We start from the raw sequence: 17,478 nt of genomic DNA, 5'->3' as shown, positions 1-17,478 counted from the left end.
TATACTTAAGATTACTTCAATACAAGGTGAGGAATTTATCGTGACCAATATATTAGCAGCGGAAAATATTCCCGAAACAGCACGCATTGAATTAGCACAACAGGGTTTAATGATTATCAATCGCGCGGACGTATCGCAAGCGCAATTGGCGGAAATTGATATTATGTTTGGTTGGAATAAGGTGATTGGCCCCCAAATTTTGGCAATCCCTAATCATCGGTTGAAATGGATTCAAACCGCGACTTCTGGCATTGACTATTTGCCATTGCAAACATTGATTGACCAGAACATTTTAGTGACGAATGCGCGGGGCATGCACGCCGTACCGATTGCCCAAACCGTTATGAGTTATTTATTGTATTTTACACGCGGTATTTATCAAAGTTTAAATGCGCAGCGTCAACATGTTTGGGATCATCATCCAATCGGGCAAAGTACCATGACACTTGAAGGTCGCACGATTTTAATTTTTGGGACTGGTCAAATTGGTGAAAAAGTTGCCCAGTATGCGCAAACGATGGGGCTTAAAACCATCGGCGTTAATCGTAATGGTGAATCCATTAATTATTTCGAACAAATCGTGACGACTGAAACGGTTGATCAAGTTTTGGAACAGGCCGATTTTATTGTCAACGGTATGCCACTCACGCCTGAAACCACCGATTATTTTAACGCTGATTTCTTTGCAAAATTAACGGCTGGCACTTATTTCTTTAATGTCGGCCGAGGAAAATCGGTCAACGAAGCCGCATTAATGGCTGCTTTGAATGCCAAACAGTTGGCCGGTGCAGCGATTGATGTTGCCCAAAATGAACCGTTAGTCGCTGATTCACCACTCTGGTCAACGCCTAATTTAGTCATCACACCGCATATTTCTGGTTATATTCCAGATTTGCACGATCGGGTGTACACCATTTTTGCCCGTAATTTGCCCACTTTTTTAGCAGAGGGTCGTTTAACCTACAATACGGTTAGCTTGACGGAAGGTTATTAATTGAGTGCCCACACCCGCGGTTTGATTCTGAGCATTAGCCTAGTTTCGTGAATAAGTCCGGTTTATGGGCTTGTTTACGAAACGTCGCTAAGCACAGGAATCAGTGGGTGTGGGCACGTTATCAATTGCCTATCAAGTTGAAAAATCCGATTATCCTAAACTTAGGGATAATCGGTTTTTTTGATTTGAACGGAAATTGATGAGTTTTGGTGCGCGTCAAAAATATTGTTCGGTTAATATCAGAATACGACGACTGATGTCATAACTTCTTTTTTTGATTGCATAGTTGACTTTTGAAACTTTGCTGTTATAGTTAGTTACATAACCAACTAACCGAATAACGTAAACAGGAGGTGTTAGCGTGTTATTTGAATTTAATAACGACGAACCACTCTATCGTCAAATTGCGAACCAGATTGAAGAGGGCATCTTTACCGGCATTTTCCCGCCGGATAGCCAAGTGCCATCGACGACCGAATTATCGCGGCAATTCAATTTAAACCCGGCGACCGTGTTGAAAGGCATGAATCAATTAGTGACGGCTGGCTTGATTGAAAAGAAAAGAGGACTCGGGATGTTTGTGACTGAAACAGCACCAGCACAAATTACAGAAAAAAGACAAGCGGCGTTTTATCAACAACACGTCCAAGCCTTAGTCAAAGAGGCCAAACAACTGAACTTAACAAAAACGGCGCTACTGGCCTTAATTGAAAGAGGGTATGATCATGAATGAGCTAAAATTAACGCAAATTACGAAACAATTTGGCCACCAAGTTATTTTGGATGACATTAATCTAACGTTTAAACCAAATACGATTTATGGTTTATTAGGCCGTAACGGGGTCGGCAAAAGTACCTTATTGAACATTATCACCAATCGGATTTTTGCCAGTAGCGGGACGATTAGTTGGCAAGGTCAATCACTAACTGGCCGCGATCATCCGGTACAAGCGTTCTACTTGATGTCAGAAACCAACTTGTTCTCTAAAGAAGAACGGCTTCAAAAAATTATTAAAAATACCGCTTTGTTACAAGGCCAGTTTGACGAAACTTTATCAGCAGAAATGATGACGGCTTTTGGCTTGAATCCGAAGAAGAAGTTAAGTCAATTATCTACCGGTTATCGAACGATTTTTAAAGCGATGCTCGCCTTATGCGTGCCAGCCGAAGTTGTCTTTTTGGACGAACCGATTCTGGGGTTAGATGCGAATCATCGCGAAATGTTGTACCAATTCATTTTAAAGGCGTACGAAGAACGGCCACGGACGATTGTCTTAGCGACCCACTTAATCGAAGAGATTGCTAATTTAATCGAACACGTTGTGATTTTGAATGAAACCCAAGTCATTATTGATGAACCTCTGGAGACAGTGCTAGCGAAGAGTTATCGGATTAGTGGTCCAGAGGAAGTCGTCCAAGCGTATTGTCAGGAATTGAACCAACTGGCAACGGAACAGTTGGGAACGTTGTATATCGCTTATATTTACGATCAATTGCCAACTGAACGTGAGATTCCAGATCGACTAACAATCGAACACGTTGATTTACAACAAACCTTTATTAAATTAACTAACGAACGGGGGAATCGTGATGTTTAAAGCCATGTTACGTTACAGATTAACAGAATTATGGAGTACCGTGCTTAAAACGCTACTCGGTGTATTCATGACAGTGGTTGTGGCCGCGATTATCGCCGTGGGTGTCAGTCTGTATCAACACGTCGATTTTAGCTGGATAGAGTACGTGAGATTTATTGCTTATGCCATGGTTTTTGGTGGGCTAATTGCCAGTCAAATTGTAATCGTGATTGCTGCATTCACATCTGTTAGACCATTTTTTGAATTTGGAATTCAAAATGGCGTCTCCCGGCAAACGAGTTACGCCACACAATTGGTTACTTTGTTTAGCACACAAACCGTTACCTTCTTAATCGGTTACTTATTAGCCGTCTGGATGAATTATAATGCCTCATTAGCTTTTCTATTAGCGCCACGAATTGTCATCATGGTAATCCTAGTTGGCTGGTTACTTTTAGCCAGCGCCCTTCAAATCAGTAGCTTCATGACGTTATTTGAAAAGAAAATGTGGTGGGTCATCTTCGTCATCTACATTGTTTGGTCCGTCGTCTATAATCAATATCTTGCACCCATTCTGACGAGCATTTTACCAGCGTGGGCCAAAGCATTATCATTTGACGTTGTTGTCATCTTTGGTGATACACAGTCGGCTGATAGTATGCTTCACGCCAGTCAACAACCTATGGCTTGGATCAACTTACTGATTAGTATCCTAGTGCCACTCATTATCGCAGGTGTGTGCCAACATTTCATGCAAACTCGGCGGTTAGCGTTTACGTTAAGAAAAGACTAAACTGCAAGTGCCTGTTAATAGGGTCCCTGATGGACATCCAATATAGGGAGGATTACTACTATGAAAACAGAAGTCATTACTGCTCAAGGTGTTTCGAAAGAAATAGCACTGGGTCATAATCAGCTTATTAGTATCTTTAAAGATGTTTCACTAGCGACCTATGCGGGAGAATTTTTGAGTATCGTTGGACCGTCTGGTAGTGGTAAATCAACATTATTAAAAACATTATCCGGGTTATTACCACCAACTTCTGGTGAAATCAGAATCAATCAAATCGATCCGTATCAATTACGACCCTCACAAGTCGCTAAAATGCGGCGAAGTGACATCGGTTTTATTTTCCAGTCCTATAATTTAGTGCCAGCCTTACCAGTTTTTGAGAATATCGTGTTGCCAATGCGTCTGTCAGGTCAAAAAATTGATCGACAAGTGGTGGCCGATTTATTGAAAGATATGCGGTTTAAGGCTGATATGAATAGTTTCGTTAGTAGCTTGTCAGGTGGTGAACAGCAAAAAGTCGCGATAGCGCGAGTCTTATTAACCAAGGCCAAAATTATTTTTGCGGATGAACCAACCGGCGCAGTCGATTCAGTATCCAGGGAGATTATTTTCAAGTTACTCAAAGACTTGGCCAATAATGGCGCCTGTGTTGTGATGGTGACACATGATATTGAATTGGCGACCAAGACCGACCGGACAATGGTGTTAAAAGACGGTTGTATCAAACCGGTATTCACTAGGCCTAACAGTCAGGCGCTATTGAATGCTATTGAAGCGGGGTAATACGATGTTTAATTTAATCCGATTACAATTCAGATATTCGGCCTCAAAATGGCTGGGCACCTTATTTGTATTTAGTGCCGCAGGAAGCATCATTGGTTTTAGTTTGATTGGGGTCGATTCAACAGTGACGGCTCATTTGGATAAAGGTCTTAATAATCCGATTATCTTTTTTACATTACCAACGATGTTTGGCGTGCTGACACTGATTCTAATCATTAACGGCATAACTCGATTATTAATCAATAATTTTAAAACTGAATATACTTTATGGACGACAGTTGGCGCTAATCCAAATCAATTATCACTATTAATTAGCGGTCAAATGACAATAACCAGCCTGATAGGCGCGATAATCGGTTATTTTTTAGCGTATCCAATTGTGGTTAGTGCTTATTCATGGATTCGAACAACACCTGGTATGTCAATTTTTCCAAGGATGCAATTTCAATTTTCTATACAATCATTTACACTGACCTTGTTAGCTGTTGGCGTCATTAGCGCCGTGATGAGTTTTATTGATGCTAGAAGGATTTTCCAAAAGAGCGCAGTAAGTTCTCAAAAATCAAGAAATAATAGTCGATTTTGGTTAACCAACATTTGGCGCTGCATCAATGTCAGTGGACTCATTTATTTATACAGTTTGTTTTATAGAAACCCGAGCATTGTTCGTCAATTATTTGCAGAAGATAATCATGATTCATTAGCCAATAACTATACACAGCTTTTTATCGGGATTACAATCTTAACCAGTGTTACGTTTAGTTTGGTGGCCCCAATCCTATTACCGAGTGTTGTTCAATTAATCTCTAAAATAGTGCCCAGCCGTTTAATGAGAACTGCTAAGACCGCCTATTGGCAGGTGATTGGCAAGAAAACGTATCTTAGTTCACTGGTCGTGCCGTTATTTATGTTATCGTTGCTGACTTCCTTTTTTACCTATTTAGCATTTGATTTAGCAAATATCGCAGCTAAACGAAGTTTGTCAGAAATCATCGGCACACTAGCCTTGTTTTTAGGGGGGCCACTGTTAATCATTATTGCTAATATTATTTCAATCACGATTATTACAAGCGAACAGCGTAATGCCAGTTTACAGCAACTGCAGATTTTAGGGTTTACTTTTAAAAATTTGATAGCTGAAAAATGTGTAGAAGCCCTGTTCTACGGGGGCGTAATTTCGATAACCGGGATACTTAATAATGCATTTTTATTTGGCGCTATATTAAAAGCTGCTCGGAATACCAACATCACTGTCAATGATAGTTGGTTATCAATCAGTTATTGGCCGCTTCTAGCAGGTATCGTTGCGTTTATATTCGTGATCACGATTGATTTGAGCCACATTTATCGAATTAGTATTAAACCAGCATGACTATTAGTGATTTCAAGATCACTAATGATTGAAATGAACCCCATAGCTTAACTGTCTGTAGGGTTCTTTTTTATATCCAGAATAGGGGGGTCCGGTATGATAACCGTTAAAAATATAGTTGTTTCTTTTTCGAAAAGACAGGTGATTAAAAAGGTTTCTTTTCAGGTCAAAGAGGGGGCCGTTGTCGGTTTGATCGGTCCCAACGGTGCTGGTAAAACCACCATTATGAAAACGATTTTGGGTTTATTGAAGTTTGAAGGGGCGATCCAAATTAACGGTAGTGCGGTAACGGTTAATAACCATCAGGCTTTAACCAAAGTGGGCGCCTTGATTGAACACCCCGCCATTTACCCCTTTTTAACTGGTCGCCAAAACCTGACGCTTTATTGTAAAAATCAACAGGACGTGCTGGACCTCGTCACTTCGTTGGAAATGACGGCCTATATTGATGATAAATCTAAGCAATATTCATTAGGGATGAAGCAAAAATTGGGGATTGCGATTGCGTTACTAAATCAACCTGAGTTTGTGATTCTGGATGAACCGATGAATGGCTTAGATATTGAAGCAACGATTCTAGTGCGTCAGATTATTAAAAAATATGCGGATGGGGGAACCTCATTCTTAATTTCAAGTCATATCTTAAGTGAACTCGAAAAAGTGATAACGGATGTTGTTTTAATTAATAATGGTGAAATATTAGTTGAAAAACCCATTACCGAACTCATTCAAAATGAGCATCAGCAATATAAACTGGTGACTAATAATCTGGCTAAGACGGTTGCACTATTGGATGCTAACGGCATTAAAAGTGAGAACAACGAAACCTATTTAACAATCGACGCGAGTCGTATTTTAGAAATACAACCAATCATTTATGCGCACGGTATTCAGTTATTGGAATTAGCGCCTATTACAATTGACTTTGAAGAAGTGGTTGTTAACGTTTTGAAAGAGCGGGAGGTCAACCCGAAATGATGCGAAATTTGGCGCAGGAATGGTTTAAGGTCAAACATCAAAAAAGTTTTTACTATGGTATTTTGATGCTGTTTGGCCTGATGCTTTTTACGGTATTGATGGATAGTGACGATCAAGTGTCGTTTCTGATTGTTCAAGGCTTTGGTGCTAGTCAATGGATTGCTTTGATTCTAGTCGTGTTTAGTGCAAACTTATTTGCAATGGAGTATCAGAATAACACGTTGCTGACTTTATTTTATAAAAGCCCAACGAAAAGGGCTATTTATTGGGCTAAATTGATGATTATTTTAGGCTATAGTGGCATTTTACATGTTTCATCAATCGGCTTTACGATTCTGCTTAAGCTGTTTTTCTATCCCAATCAATATCATTGGTTTTCGACAGTGACTGGCAACCATTCTTTATTGAAAACGCTTTTAAAACTAACAACGATCAATTTGATGGCCTCGCTCTTAATGATTTCAATGACTATTTGTCTAATCTGTTTATTTAAAGTGAACGTCGTTGCAATCAGTATCGGCGTGGGGATTGTCTTCTTAGGTCAAGCAATTTCAGGCGGACTCATACAGTCAGCCGGAGATTTAGTGTCGTTACTCAAGTGGAATCCGTTTAATATGTTGAATTTATTAGGGCAATTGGCTGATCCCAGTTTTAGGGCGATTACGAAATTGAATAATCCTCAAATCATGATTGGGACGGCAGGCTATACGCTACTGTTTCTAGGGTTAGGGTATCGACTGTTTAAACGAAGTCACAATTAACTTAATAAAGACCCAATACTAATCGTCAAAAAGGAGCTAGATGATGGCAGATAGTTTATTTCAAGAATACTACAAATTTTTCCATAAAAAGATGGTCTGGTATGCCCCCATTCTATTAATACCGTTAATGCTTTTGGCATGGCTGTTATTTAAATTTGAATTCAGTCGTTACTTAGTGATTAGTTCCTTTCTAGCGGGGCCGTGGATTGAAATGCTGTTAGTAGTCATTGGTGCGGGCATCTTTTCAATGGAGTTTCAAGAGGGCACCATTCTGACATTGCTGTATAAAGCGCCGAATAAACGGGACATTTATTTTTCAAAATTTTTAGTGATTTTTTGCTACGATGTTGTTTTACACGTAATTGCTTTTGGCTTAACAATTGGCCTATCATTGATCATCTTTCATGGCCAGGTTGATTGGTTCGCAGTTTATCAGTATCAGCAGCCACTGATTGTTAATCTGATATTAACCCTGTTGGTGGGGCTAGTGGCGTCACTTTTGACAATCGCTTTGCTTTTTTTCTTTTCAAGTCTATCTAAAAACAATTCGTTAGCGGTGGTCATCAGCTTTGTGCTGATTTTTATGGGCCAGGGTTTGTCGGATAATTTATTAAATAAATACGAGACCTTCGATTTTATCATTAAATGGAATCCGCTAAATATGTTGAACCTACAGAATCAGTATACGACCTACGTTGTTTACCATGAGTTAACACAATTAAGTAATCTGCAAATTATCGGTGGGGCTTTATGTTATACGCTCGTATTTCTCGAGTTCGGGTACTTAATCTTTAGCCATCGGAAATTTTAAATAACGTTAAGTCGTCAATCAAAATAGGTCAGGAGGGCATCATGCTTAAATTAATAGTGAAGTCATTTATCAAGCATTGGCAGATTTGGTTAGCCGTATTACCCCTTTTTATTGTTTCGGGATTCGTTTTTAGTACGATATTGACCATCTTGAATGCCATCAAACTGGTTGGGCCGAATACCTTAAGCGCCGAATTTGATTATGGCGTCTTTTTTGAAATGCCAATGTTTGTTGGGAGTCTCGTCATATTGCTACTAGCAAGGAACGCGATGAAACAATGTATTGATCTTTTTGATGAGACGAACGATATCTTAATGCTTTTGGGGGTTTCACCACGTCAATTGAGCGTTATTATGACTGGACAAATGTTATTGGTTGGGCTGCTGGGTGCGCTGATTGGCAATCTCTTTGCTGTCAAAGGGGCGCAAGCTTTTATTAATGGCTTACCAACGATTGATCGCCACGCACTCGCGCAAATGCCCTTGCAATTTTCAGGGCAGGTGGTCTACGTGACCCTATTGCTACAAGCGATGCTGATTACGATTACGAGCTTGTTGTATTGTCTTAAAAACTATCAACAACGAAAAGGCCGATTATCGGTTACTAATCAATTGGCCAAACAACGGCACCCTGGCTTGTTTAGTGGTAGCGTATCGCTTTTATTCTGTCTAGTTGTAACCGTCATGCTATATATCAAAGCAGTGCCTAATCCAGCTGACGTTAAAGCTTATACCAGCAGTATGGCAAGTTCAATGAATCTATTATTGCCGGTCTGGCTGGCGTTACTAATCGGGATGAACTTTTTAATTCGACCCCTTTTTAAAGGGATCGTGAAGCGCATCGTTGATTTACCAAGTATCACAAAACAGCCTATGTTACGTTCAGCTTTTGATAATATGCAATACAATGTCGAAGGTTTAATTAAATTAAGTCGGCCCGTGATTGTCATTACGTTATTAGTCGGCAATTTTATTGCGTTATTTCTCAATACTAAATTATTGATTGATGGTCAAAATAGTGGAGACTATCTATATGATTTAATCTTTAATCTGTTGTTTGTATTTGGCGCACCAATCATCATTAGTCTTGCTAACGTACTGACTTCGATTGGTTTGTTTAGACTAAAAACCAGAACAGAATCAGCCCAATATTTCTTTTCGGGTTGTCCGCCAAATTGGCTATTTAAATTAAAATTAATTGAAATCGGAACGGCGTCGTTGATTTCAGTTTTAATCACTTTGTTCGGGACATTTCTGTTTGCAATTCCGCTATTACGGGTGACGTTTTTAGGGGGCGGCAATATTTTTAAAGCCAATTGGACCGTTAATTGTGCACTCACGTCCGGCGCATTCTTGCTCTTTTTTGGCTGTTTTACTCTAATTGACGGATTAGCGTTACGGACGACTAAAAAATATATTGAATGAACCAAGTAAGCAAATTATTTAAAGGGAGCTGATCAGCATGCATCAAACCGTGATTTCAATGACGCATCTCAAAAAAGAAATCGAACTGGCTAAAAATAAACAATTACTCGTACTTGATGACCTTTCTTTTGACGTTCAAAGGGGTGAGTTTATCTCAATTGTCGGGCCATCAGGTTCTGGTAAAACGACGTTGCTCTACTGTATTTCAAGTTTATTACCGCCAACGACTGGAACGGTCTTGATTAACGGACAGAATCCGTATGATTGGAACGCAACAAAACTAGCAACGTTTCGGCGCAAAGAAATTGGGTTTATTTTTCAACATTTTCAGTTAATTCCCGCGCTAACGGCTTACGATAATCTGGTATTACCGGGAACGTTAAACGGCCACCGGATTAAACCGGCCACCGTTGCTGCTTTGACCAAGCGATTAGAACTGAAGGCTGAGTTACATCAATCAATCGATGCCTTATCAGGTGGGGAACAACAAAAGGTGGCGATCGGTCGCACTATTTTGGCAGATCCTGATATTATCTTTTTAGATGAACCGACTAGCGCCTTAGACACGCATTCTCGGCTGTTGGTGATGACGCTCTTACAGGAATTAGTGACAACCGGGAAAACCATTGTGATGGTAACGCACGATTTAACGCTAGCGAGTCAATCTTCGCGGGCAATTGTGTTAAAGGATGGTCATATTCAAAAAATAGTTGAAGCGCCGACACTGGAGACGCTGATTTTCTAACTAACTAAAGAGTTTTTGATATAAGTCGCAATACGCTTCTTTATCGCGCACCAGAACTCATCAATTTCCGTTCAAATCAAAAAGTCGTCTATCCTTAGTTCGGGATAGGCGACTTTTCAACTTGATACTCAATTGATAACCGAGTTCTGTTACAGCTTTTTTGATTTATTGGGCTAACAATGTCACTAATTCGGTTTTGGGAATTCCCGTAAAATAGGGAGTGGTATCAATATCAGCCAAGGCTTCAGTTAAGTGTTGGCGATCATAAATTGTCCCTTGTAGTTGCTTAGCTAATTCATTCGCATCACCAGACCCGAAGAAATCGCCATAGAACTTCACGTTAGCGATTTTACCCTGTTCGATGAGTAAACGGGCATCAATCGTGCCAAAATCGAAATGCTGGCGTTTCTGGACGGTTGAGTTGGGTGATTTACCATAAACCCAATCCCAGTTACTATAGACGTCGTTAAAGAGTTGATCGATACCTGTTTGGTCAGCATCGGTTAATTGATATTGGCGCTCACTGATGGCGGCTAAATCGGTGGCGTGGAATAAGTTTAATAATAAAACATCCCGAAATTCTTCGGTCGTCATCTTTTGATATTGTGGATCAACGTGCGGTTTAAGATTTGTCACGCGTTGGCGAATTGACTTAATCCCTTTCGAGGCGATTTTATCCGCTGGCACGTTGAGGGCTTGGGTTAAAACATCTAAATCGACATCCCACGAAAGCGTGCCGTGTGAGAACGTTTTGCCATTCTTGGTGTACATTGCATTGCCGGAGAATTTCTTACCCGCAACTAACATATCATTACGACCAGAAACTTCCGCCGAAGTCGCGCCCATCTGGTGGAGCGCATCAACGATGGGTTGCGTGAAGGATTTAAAGTCGCCGAATTGTTCTGAATCAGCATCCACCACAAAACTAAAACAAAGGTTGCCTAAATCTTGATAAATCCCACCACCACCGGATAATCGGCGGGTAACGGTTATCTTGTGGTCTGCTACGTATTGTTGATTGATTTCTTCAAACGTATTTTGATTGCGGCCCACGATGATGCAGGGTTTTTCAATATAAAAGAGCAACAAAGGTTCATCGAAATGTTTTTGATTCATTAAATATTGTTCAGTCGCCAAGTTGCGACGAATATCATTAGATTGCATAACAACGTAATACATCAAACAGGACTCCCTTCATGATTAACACGCTTTCATTATACCTTAGTTGGCGATAATCGGGGATTAAAAAAGACCGAAATTCACTTGGAATTTCAGTCTAAGAATTTATTCGAAATGGTAGTCGCTATCACTCATGGCCTCAACATTACCCAGACGGTAACCATTACCGACTTGGGAGAAGAAATCATGGTTGGCGGTCGAGGTTGACATCCCGTTTAAAATTACGGGATTGACGTCTTCAGCGGTATCGGGGAAGAGCGCACCTTGGCCAAGGTTCATTAAAGCTTTGTTGGCGTTATAGCGGAGATAAGTTAGGACTTCTTCAGTCCAACCAGTCCCGTCGTAGACTTCGTGCGTGTATTTCTCTTCGTTGGCGTAGAGATCGTACAATAAATCGTACATCCAATCTTTCAAACTATCCTGTTCGGTGGCTGGTAATTCGTTAAACCCTAATTGGAATTTATAACCGATGTAAGTACCATGGACGGATTCATCGCGGATAATTAACTTGATGATTTCAGCGACGTTGGCCAGTTTGTTATTGCCTAAATAATAGAGTGGGGTGTAGAAACCGGAGTAGAATAAGAAAGTTTCTAAGAAGACACTGGCAATTTTTTGTTGGAGTGGCGTGCCATTTTGATAAATATCATTAATCTTGTTGGCTTTATATTGGAGATATTGATTCGAATTGGTCCATTCGAAAATTTCGTCAATTTCACTCGGTGTATTCAAGGTTGAGAAAATCGATGAATAACTTTTAGCGTGGACCGATTCCATAAATTGAATGTTATTGAGGACGGCTTCTTCATGTTGGGTCCGGATATTAGCACGCAAGCTCGCCATCCCATCTTGTGATTGAAGGGTATCAAGTAAGGTTAAGCCACCAAAGACGTGGCCAACAATCCATTTCTCTTGATCGGATAGGTCACGCCAATCGTCTAAATCGTTAGATAATGGAATTCGGGTATCTAACCAAAATTGTTCGGTTAATTTTTCCCAAGTGGCTTTATCGATTTGATCTTCAATTTGGTTCCAATTAATTGCAATGTAATTCTCTGAATTTACTGTCATTTCAATTGACTCCTTTTAGTATGTATCCGGGGCAAGTTGCCCCTTGACTGACTAGATGGTACAGCTTTCACAAGCATTTGCGCCAACTTCATTTTCATCATCAGTGTATGTCCGGATGTAGTAAATTGATTTGATGCCTTTATGATGCGCATAGTTTCTTAAGATGTTTAAATCACGGGTCGTCATCTTATCCGTGCGGCCATCTTTCCATTCGTATAAACCGGCCGGAATCGTTGAACGCATGAAGAGGGTCATACTCATGCCTTGATCGACGTGCTTTTGAGCAGCGGCGTATATATCAATGACCTTGCGCATATCAATATCGTAGGCTGATTCATAAAATGGCATCGTTTCGTTTGAAAGACCGGGAGCTGGATAGTAAATCGTTCCAATTTTCTTTTCTTGGCGGTCTTCAACGCGGTTGACAATTGGTTGGAGACTAGCAGAGGTATCGTTAATGTATGAAATTGAACCATTTGGTGCAACAGCCAAGCGGTTTTGATGATATAAACCGTCCGCCATAATGGCATCGCGTAAAGCTATCCAATCCGCTTTAGTGGGGATAAAGATGCCTTCAAAGAGGGCTTTAACTTGTGTTGATTGTGGGGCCCAGTCTTCATTCAGGTATTGGTCGAAATAAGTGCCATCAGCGTATTTGCTCTTATCAAAGTTGGCAAAGGTTGTATGGCGTTCTTTCGCAATCTTATTCGAAGCTACGAGTGTCCAATAGTTGAGTAACATGAAATAATTGCTGGTAAAGTCGATTGATTCGGGTGAACCATACAACATTTGGTGAGTCGCAAAATAGGTATGCAAGCCCATGCCACCTAAACCGATGGTGTGCGCCAGTTCGTTACCATGCGCCACTGATGGCACTACATCGATATCTGAATGATCCGTGACATAAGTTAAGGCGCGGACCATGGCTTCGATTGAATGCCCAAAATCAGGTGACGTCATCATATTGGGGATATTCGTCGAACCTAAGTTACAGCTAATATCAGTCCCTAAGACGTCATATTCTTGACGGTTATTGATTTGTGAAGGGGTTTGAACTTGTAAGACTTCTGAACAGAGGTTACTCATGATGATTTTACCGTCAATTGGATTGGCTTTATTGGCCGTATCAATATTGACGATGTACGGATAACCTGATTCTTGTTGTAATTTACTGATTTCATTTTCTAAATCACGGGCTTTAATCTTCGTTTTCTTAATTTGATCGTTAGCGACTAAATTATCGTATTCTTTGGTGATGTCGACGTATGAGTAAGGGACACCGTATTCTTTCTCAACACCGTAAGGGCTGAAAAGATACATATCGGCATCGTTGGCAACCAGTTCGTAATACTTATCTGGCACGATTAAACCGAGTGACAGGGTCTTTAAACGGTACTTCTCATCGGCATTTTCCTTCTTAGCCCCCAAAAAGGCAATGACATCGGGATGGAAGGCGTTTAAATAAACGACACCGGCCCCTTGACGTTGACCGAGTTGGTTAGAATATGAGAATGAATCCTCCAATAATTTCATGACCGGTAAGACACCACTAGCAGCGCCATCAATCCCTTTAATCGGATCACCAGCACCACGTAAGTTAGACAGGCTAATCCCAACGCCGCCACCAATTCGGGATAATTCGAGTGCAGAATTAATCGTCCGGCCGATGGAGTTCATGTCATCAGTGGTTTGGAGTAAGAAACATGAAACCAATTCACCCCGGCGTGAACGTCCGGCGTTTAAGAAGCTAGGGGTGGCCGGTTGGTAACGTTGATGCACCATTTCGTCTGCTAGATTCATGGCTAAAGTTTCATCGCCATCTGCGAAATACAAAGCGTTGACGAAAATCCGGTCTTTAAAATCTTCTAAATAGAAACTATTATCATTTGTTTTCAAAGCATATTGTGCGTAAAATTTATAGGCAGCCATGAAAGATTTGAAATGAAAATCTTGATCAATCAAATATTGATTGAGTTGGTCCATAAAAGTGATTGAATAAGCTTTAAGAAAATCAGCTTCATAATAGTTTTCAGTGACTAAATAATCTAAACGGTCTTGAAGGGACTTAAAAGTCACCCTATTGGGTTTAACGTTTTGGTCTAAGAACGCATCGAGCGCTTCTTGATCCTTATGTAACGGAATTTGACCGTCAACCGGAATATTAATTTGATTATTGAGTTCATAATAGGTGACATCTTCAGTACGGATTTCTTTTAAAGACATTGTTAAGCACCACTTTCTGCGAAATTAAGGTTTAAAAAAAGGGAAAGACTAACTCAAAATACGAGTTAGTCTAACAAAAGGGGAAAAGAATTAGATTGCTAGTTTTTGTAGTTCAGCAGGTCTAAAACCAGAAAAGCTTTCAATTCCGTCAGCTTCTAAAACGGGAACGGCTTGAAAGTCGTTTTCGCGTAAGTAATCGATATATTGGGGTTCGTCGTTAATATTATGTTCAATAAAAGTAACGTCGTGTGTTTCCAAAAAGTGTTTCGTCATCCGACATTGGGGACAACCGTTTTTAGTGTATAACGTAATGTTTGCCATGTTCATTTAACTCCCTTGATAAAACTAATTGATAAAAATAGTATACCGTTTAGAAAATCAAGTTGCAATGATTTAACACCATATATTGTGTTTAAATAAAAAACAGCCCCTATTGCTAGGGGCTGTTGCCGAATAATTAATTGAATCTCACTTGAACTGTTCACTTATAAAGTTAACCATAATCACTACTAAAGTCAATGGCTATTTTTAAGTTTTGAACCGTCAATATTGATTAAACCGTGTGGCACTAGTATTTAGTTTACAATAAAAAATGATGAGCAACTTAATAACTAACAATTTAAATATTTTTACCCGAACATTTTATAAAATGGGGGAGAGTAATCGTGAAAATTTCTGTTTAAAACGGAGCCATTTAGATTGTTCGCTGATTATTTCGTCGGTTAATAACTGCGCGTGTTGCATGTCGGCTTCGTAGATGGTTTCGAGTTGGGCAGCGACTTTCGGATCATAGATGAACGCGTTGGCTTCAAAATTGAGTTTGAAACTGCGAATATCCATATTGGCCGAACCAACCGTACTGATATGACCATCCATCACCACCGTTTTGGCGTGTAAGAAACCATTTTGGTAACTATAAATTTTAACCCCAGAGGCGTGTAATAACTGACTATAATATTGCGTTGCCCGGTAGATGAACGGGTGATCTGGCATATTAGGAACCATAATCCGAACGTCGACACCGGACATTGCAGCCGTCGTTAGCGCATCAATAATACTATCATCTGGAACTAAATAAGGGGTTTGGATCCAGAGCCGTTTTTTAGCGGTACTAATCATTTTCAAATAGCCGAGTTTAATTTGTTCATCGAGTTTATCCGGCCCACTGGAAACAATTTGCATGGCCGCCGATCCCCGTTTAGAGACGACTTCTTTTGGAAATAAATCTTGAGAATAGGGGAGTTGCACCTTGGTCTCAACACTGGCGTTCCAATCCATTAAAAAACGAACCTGTAAGGCTAAAACGGCATTCCCCGTGACACGCATATGGGTATCACGCCAATTACCGAATTTCTGGCTGCGCCCGAGATATTGATCGCCGACGTTAAAACCACCGATGTAACCAATGTTACTATCGACGACGACCACTTTCCGATGATCACGGAAATTTAGCCGGAAATCAGTGATCGAATGTTTAGAACTGAAGAAGGTGCGGGCGTGACCGCCAGCTTGTTCGAGTGGCCGCCACCATTTTTGCGTTGCCCCTTGAGAACCCCAAGCATCGTATAAGACGTTAACGGTGACGCCGGCGTTTGCCTTTTCAACTAATAATTTTTGTAAATCATTGCCGATTTGATCGTTGTAGATGGTGTAATATTCAATATGGATACTTTTTTGAGCTTGGCGGATGTCATTGAATAGGGCCGCGAATTTTTCTTGACCATCCGTGTATAACGTCACGTGGTTGTCTTTTAAGACGGGGGCGTTGTTAATATTTAAGAATAAATTGACCATTTCAGTTGCTTCACTAGAGAGCATCTTTTTAGGCAATAATTCATTTTTACGATTTTCTTGACGTTGAATATCAACCAACGCTAAAATCCCATCGTTAATCTGAGATTGACTTTGAAAAATCTTTTTACGTGATAAGCCACGCCCGGTAAAGAGGTATAAAATAAAACCACCAACCGGTAATAAAATTAAAACTAATAACCAAGCCCACGTTGCGGCGATGTCCCGTGGTTGGCGTAAAACAGTTATGATGGCGAGAACTGCGTTAATAAAAATAACTAAACTACCAATTTCGACTATTAATGCCAAACGATCACTCCTTTAATACGATTAAACTTCTTTAACAGTTTACTAAAAAAATGGTGAAAAAACCACGACTTAGACTGAAGCGTTGATGTTAAACAGTAGAATGTCACAATCAAAATTATCGTTAGTTTCATTATATAGTTTAATCATTCTTAAAGTTTATCGCAATCCGCTGACAAGCCGACGTTATTAATGGTACTATGAAAACACTAAGGAGTGTGCTCATGCAAAAATCGCTAACAATCCGTTATCAACCAGGTTACGCTTATTCGATTACGACGTGGTCTTGGATTGGCTTTATCTATCTACTGGCTTTAATCGTCCAACTCGAACTCATTAATTTAAATTGGCAATCAATTACGATTGCGCTGATTGCGGTTATTTTAACCATTGTTAATATTGGGGGATATCAAGTGAAAGTGACCCCAACAACAATCAATTTAAAACGACCGGTATTTAAACGGCACCGCACAATTGATCGTGAGAAACTGACGCAAATTACGGTCCAAAAACACGGCCTTTTAATAACAACGACTGAATTAGACTATCAACCTGAACAATTATTGTTACGGGTAAAAAGCAAGCAACGGTTAGTGACCGCTTTAAAAGAAGCCGGTTGGCCAGTTGTCGAATAAATAAAATAGGCAACGCACCCATTTTTAGGGTGCGT

Annotated in this window: 17 protein-coding genes; 12 read left to right on the top strand and 5 right to left on the bottom strand. The window is 40.2% G+C overall.

Annotation, left to right across the window (positions count from 1 at the left end; genetic code table 11):
- Positions 1-40: 40 nt before the first annotated feature.
- The 11 genes from ACVPPQ_RS09975 (at position 41) to ACVPPQ_RS09925 (ending at position 10,238) form a co-directional block, all read left to right on the top strand.
- Positions 41-994 (top strand): NAD(P)-dependent oxidoreductase, encoded by a 954-nt coding sequence (locus ACVPPQ_RS09975; RefSeq protein ID WP_463494408.1) that lies wholly within the window; start codon positions 41-43, stop codon positions 992-994.
- Between the two features lie 361 nt (positions 995-1,355).
- Positions 1,356-1,727, top strand: coding sequence for a GntR family transcriptional regulator (locus tag ACVPPQ_RS09970; protein WP_463494406.1), 372 nt, complete (start codon positions 1,356-1,358; stop codon positions 1,725-1,727).
- Positions 1,720-2,592: an ATP-binding cassette domain-containing protein gene (locus ACVPPQ_RS09965; protein WP_463494404.1), complete on the top strand. Its 873-nt coding sequence runs from the start codon at positions 1,720-1,722 to the stop codon at positions 2,590-2,592. The genes ACVPPQ_RS09970 and ACVPPQ_RS09965 overlap by 8 nt, the downstream gene beginning before the upstream one ends.
- Positions 2,585-3,364 carry a hypothetical protein gene (locus tag ACVPPQ_RS09960; RefSeq protein WP_463494402.1) on the top strand — a complete coding sequence of 260 codons (780 nt, stop codon included), beginning with the start codon at positions 2,585-2,587 and terminating at the stop codon, positions 3,362-3,364. The genes ACVPPQ_RS09965 and ACVPPQ_RS09960 overlap by 8 nt, the downstream gene beginning before the upstream one ends.
- A gap of 60 nt (positions 3,365-3,424) precedes the next feature.
- Positions 3,425-4,147: an ABC transporter ATP-binding protein gene (locus tag ACVPPQ_RS09955; RefSeq protein WP_463494400.1), complete on the top strand. Its 723-nt coding sequence runs from the start codon at positions 3,425-3,427 to the stop codon at positions 4,145-4,147.
- A gap of 4 nt (positions 4,148-4,151) precedes the next feature.
- Entirely contained in the window at positions 4,152-5,519 is a 1,368-nt protein-coding gene (locus ACVPPQ_RS09950; protein ID WP_463494398.1) for an FtsX-like permease family protein, read from the top strand.
- Between the two features lie 96 nt (positions 5,520-5,615).
- On the top strand, positions 5,616-6,497 hold the full coding sequence (locus ACVPPQ_RS09945; RefSeq protein WP_463494396.1) for an ABC transporter ATP-binding protein: 882 nt from the start codon (positions 5,616-5,618) through the stop codon (positions 6,495-6,497).
- The gene (locus ACVPPQ_RS09940; RefSeq protein WP_463494394.1) at positions 6,494-7,258 is read left to right on the top strand and encodes an ABC transporter permease; all 765 of its coding nucleotides are present in this window, start codon (positions 6,494-6,496) and stop codon (positions 7,256-7,258) included. Before ACVPPQ_RS09945 ends, ACVPPQ_RS09940 begins: the two co-directional genes overlap by 4 nt.
- Positions 7,259-7,301: 43 nt before the next feature.
- On the top strand, positions 7,302-8,069 hold the full coding sequence (locus tag ACVPPQ_RS09935; RefSeq protein WP_463494392.1) for an ABC transporter permease: 768 nt from the start codon (positions 7,302-7,304) through the stop codon (positions 8,067-8,069).
- 41 nt (positions 8,070-8,110) lie between these two features.
- On the top strand, positions 8,111-9,493 hold the full coding sequence (locus ACVPPQ_RS09930; protein WP_463494390.1) for a hypothetical protein: 1,383 nt from the start codon (positions 8,111-8,113) through the stop codon (positions 9,491-9,493).
- A 37-nt stretch (positions 9,494-9,530) separates the two neighbouring features.
- Positions 9,531-10,238, top strand: coding sequence for an ABC transporter ATP-binding protein (locus ACVPPQ_RS09925; protein WP_463494388.1), 708 nt, complete (start codon positions 9,531-9,533; stop codon positions 10,236-10,238).
- A 165-nt stretch (positions 10,239-10,403) separates the two neighbouring features.
- Here the strand turns inward: ACVPPQ_RS09925 and ACVPPQ_RS09920 are convergent, their stop codons facing one another.
- The 5 genes from ACVPPQ_RS09920 to cls all read right to left on the bottom strand — a co-directional run bounded on the left by ACVPPQ_RS09920 (position 10,404) and on the right by cls (position 16,811).
- Positions 10,404-11,417 (bottom strand): lipoate--protein ligase, encoded by a 1,014-nt coding sequence (locus ACVPPQ_RS09920; protein WP_463494386.1) that lies wholly within the window; start codon positions 11,415-11,417, stop codon positions 10,404-10,406.
- A gap of 105 nt (positions 11,418-11,522) precedes the next feature.
- On the bottom strand, positions 11,523-12,488 hold the full coding sequence (nrdF, locus tag ACVPPQ_RS09915; protein WP_463494384.1) for a class 1b ribonucleoside-diphosphate reductase subunit beta: 966 nt from the start codon (positions 12,486-12,488) through the stop codon (positions 11,523-11,525).
- A gap of 51 nt (positions 12,489-12,539) precedes the next feature.
- Positions 12,540-14,711 carry a class 1b ribonucleoside-diphosphate reductase subunit alpha gene (gene nrdE / locus ACVPPQ_RS09910; protein WP_463494382.1) on the bottom strand — a complete coding sequence of 724 codons (2,172 nt, stop codon included), beginning with the start codon at positions 14,709-14,711 and terminating at the stop codon, positions 12,540-12,542.
- A 90-nt stretch (positions 14,712-14,801) separates the two neighbouring features.
- Complete coding sequence (nrdH, locus tag ACVPPQ_RS09905; RefSeq protein WP_463494380.1) at positions 14,802-15,032, bottom strand: glutaredoxin-like protein NrdH; 231 nt, start codon at positions 15,030-15,032, stop codon at positions 14,802-14,804.
- 321 nt (positions 15,033-15,353) lie between these two features.
- A complete protein-coding gene (gene cls, locus ACVPPQ_RS09900; protein WP_463494378.1) occupies positions 15,354-16,811 on the bottom strand; it encodes a cardiolipin synthase in 1,458 nt (485 codons plus the stop codon).
- Between the two features lie 221 nt (positions 16,812-17,032).
- On the opposite strand from cls, the gene ACVPPQ_RS09895 reads away from it, so the two are divergent.
- The gene (locus ACVPPQ_RS09895) at positions 17,033-17,443 is read left to right on the top strand and encodes an EbsA family protein (protein WP_463494376.1); all 411 of its coding nucleotides are present in this window, start codon (positions 17,033-17,035) and stop codon (positions 17,441-17,443) included.
- Positions 17,444-17,478: the final 35 nt, after the last annotated feature.

It is taken from the genome of Latilactobacillus parafuchuensis (assembly GCF_055271665.1).
Note: the sequence above shows the minus strand (reverse complement) of the source record. Positions and strands in the feature narration are given on the sequence as shown.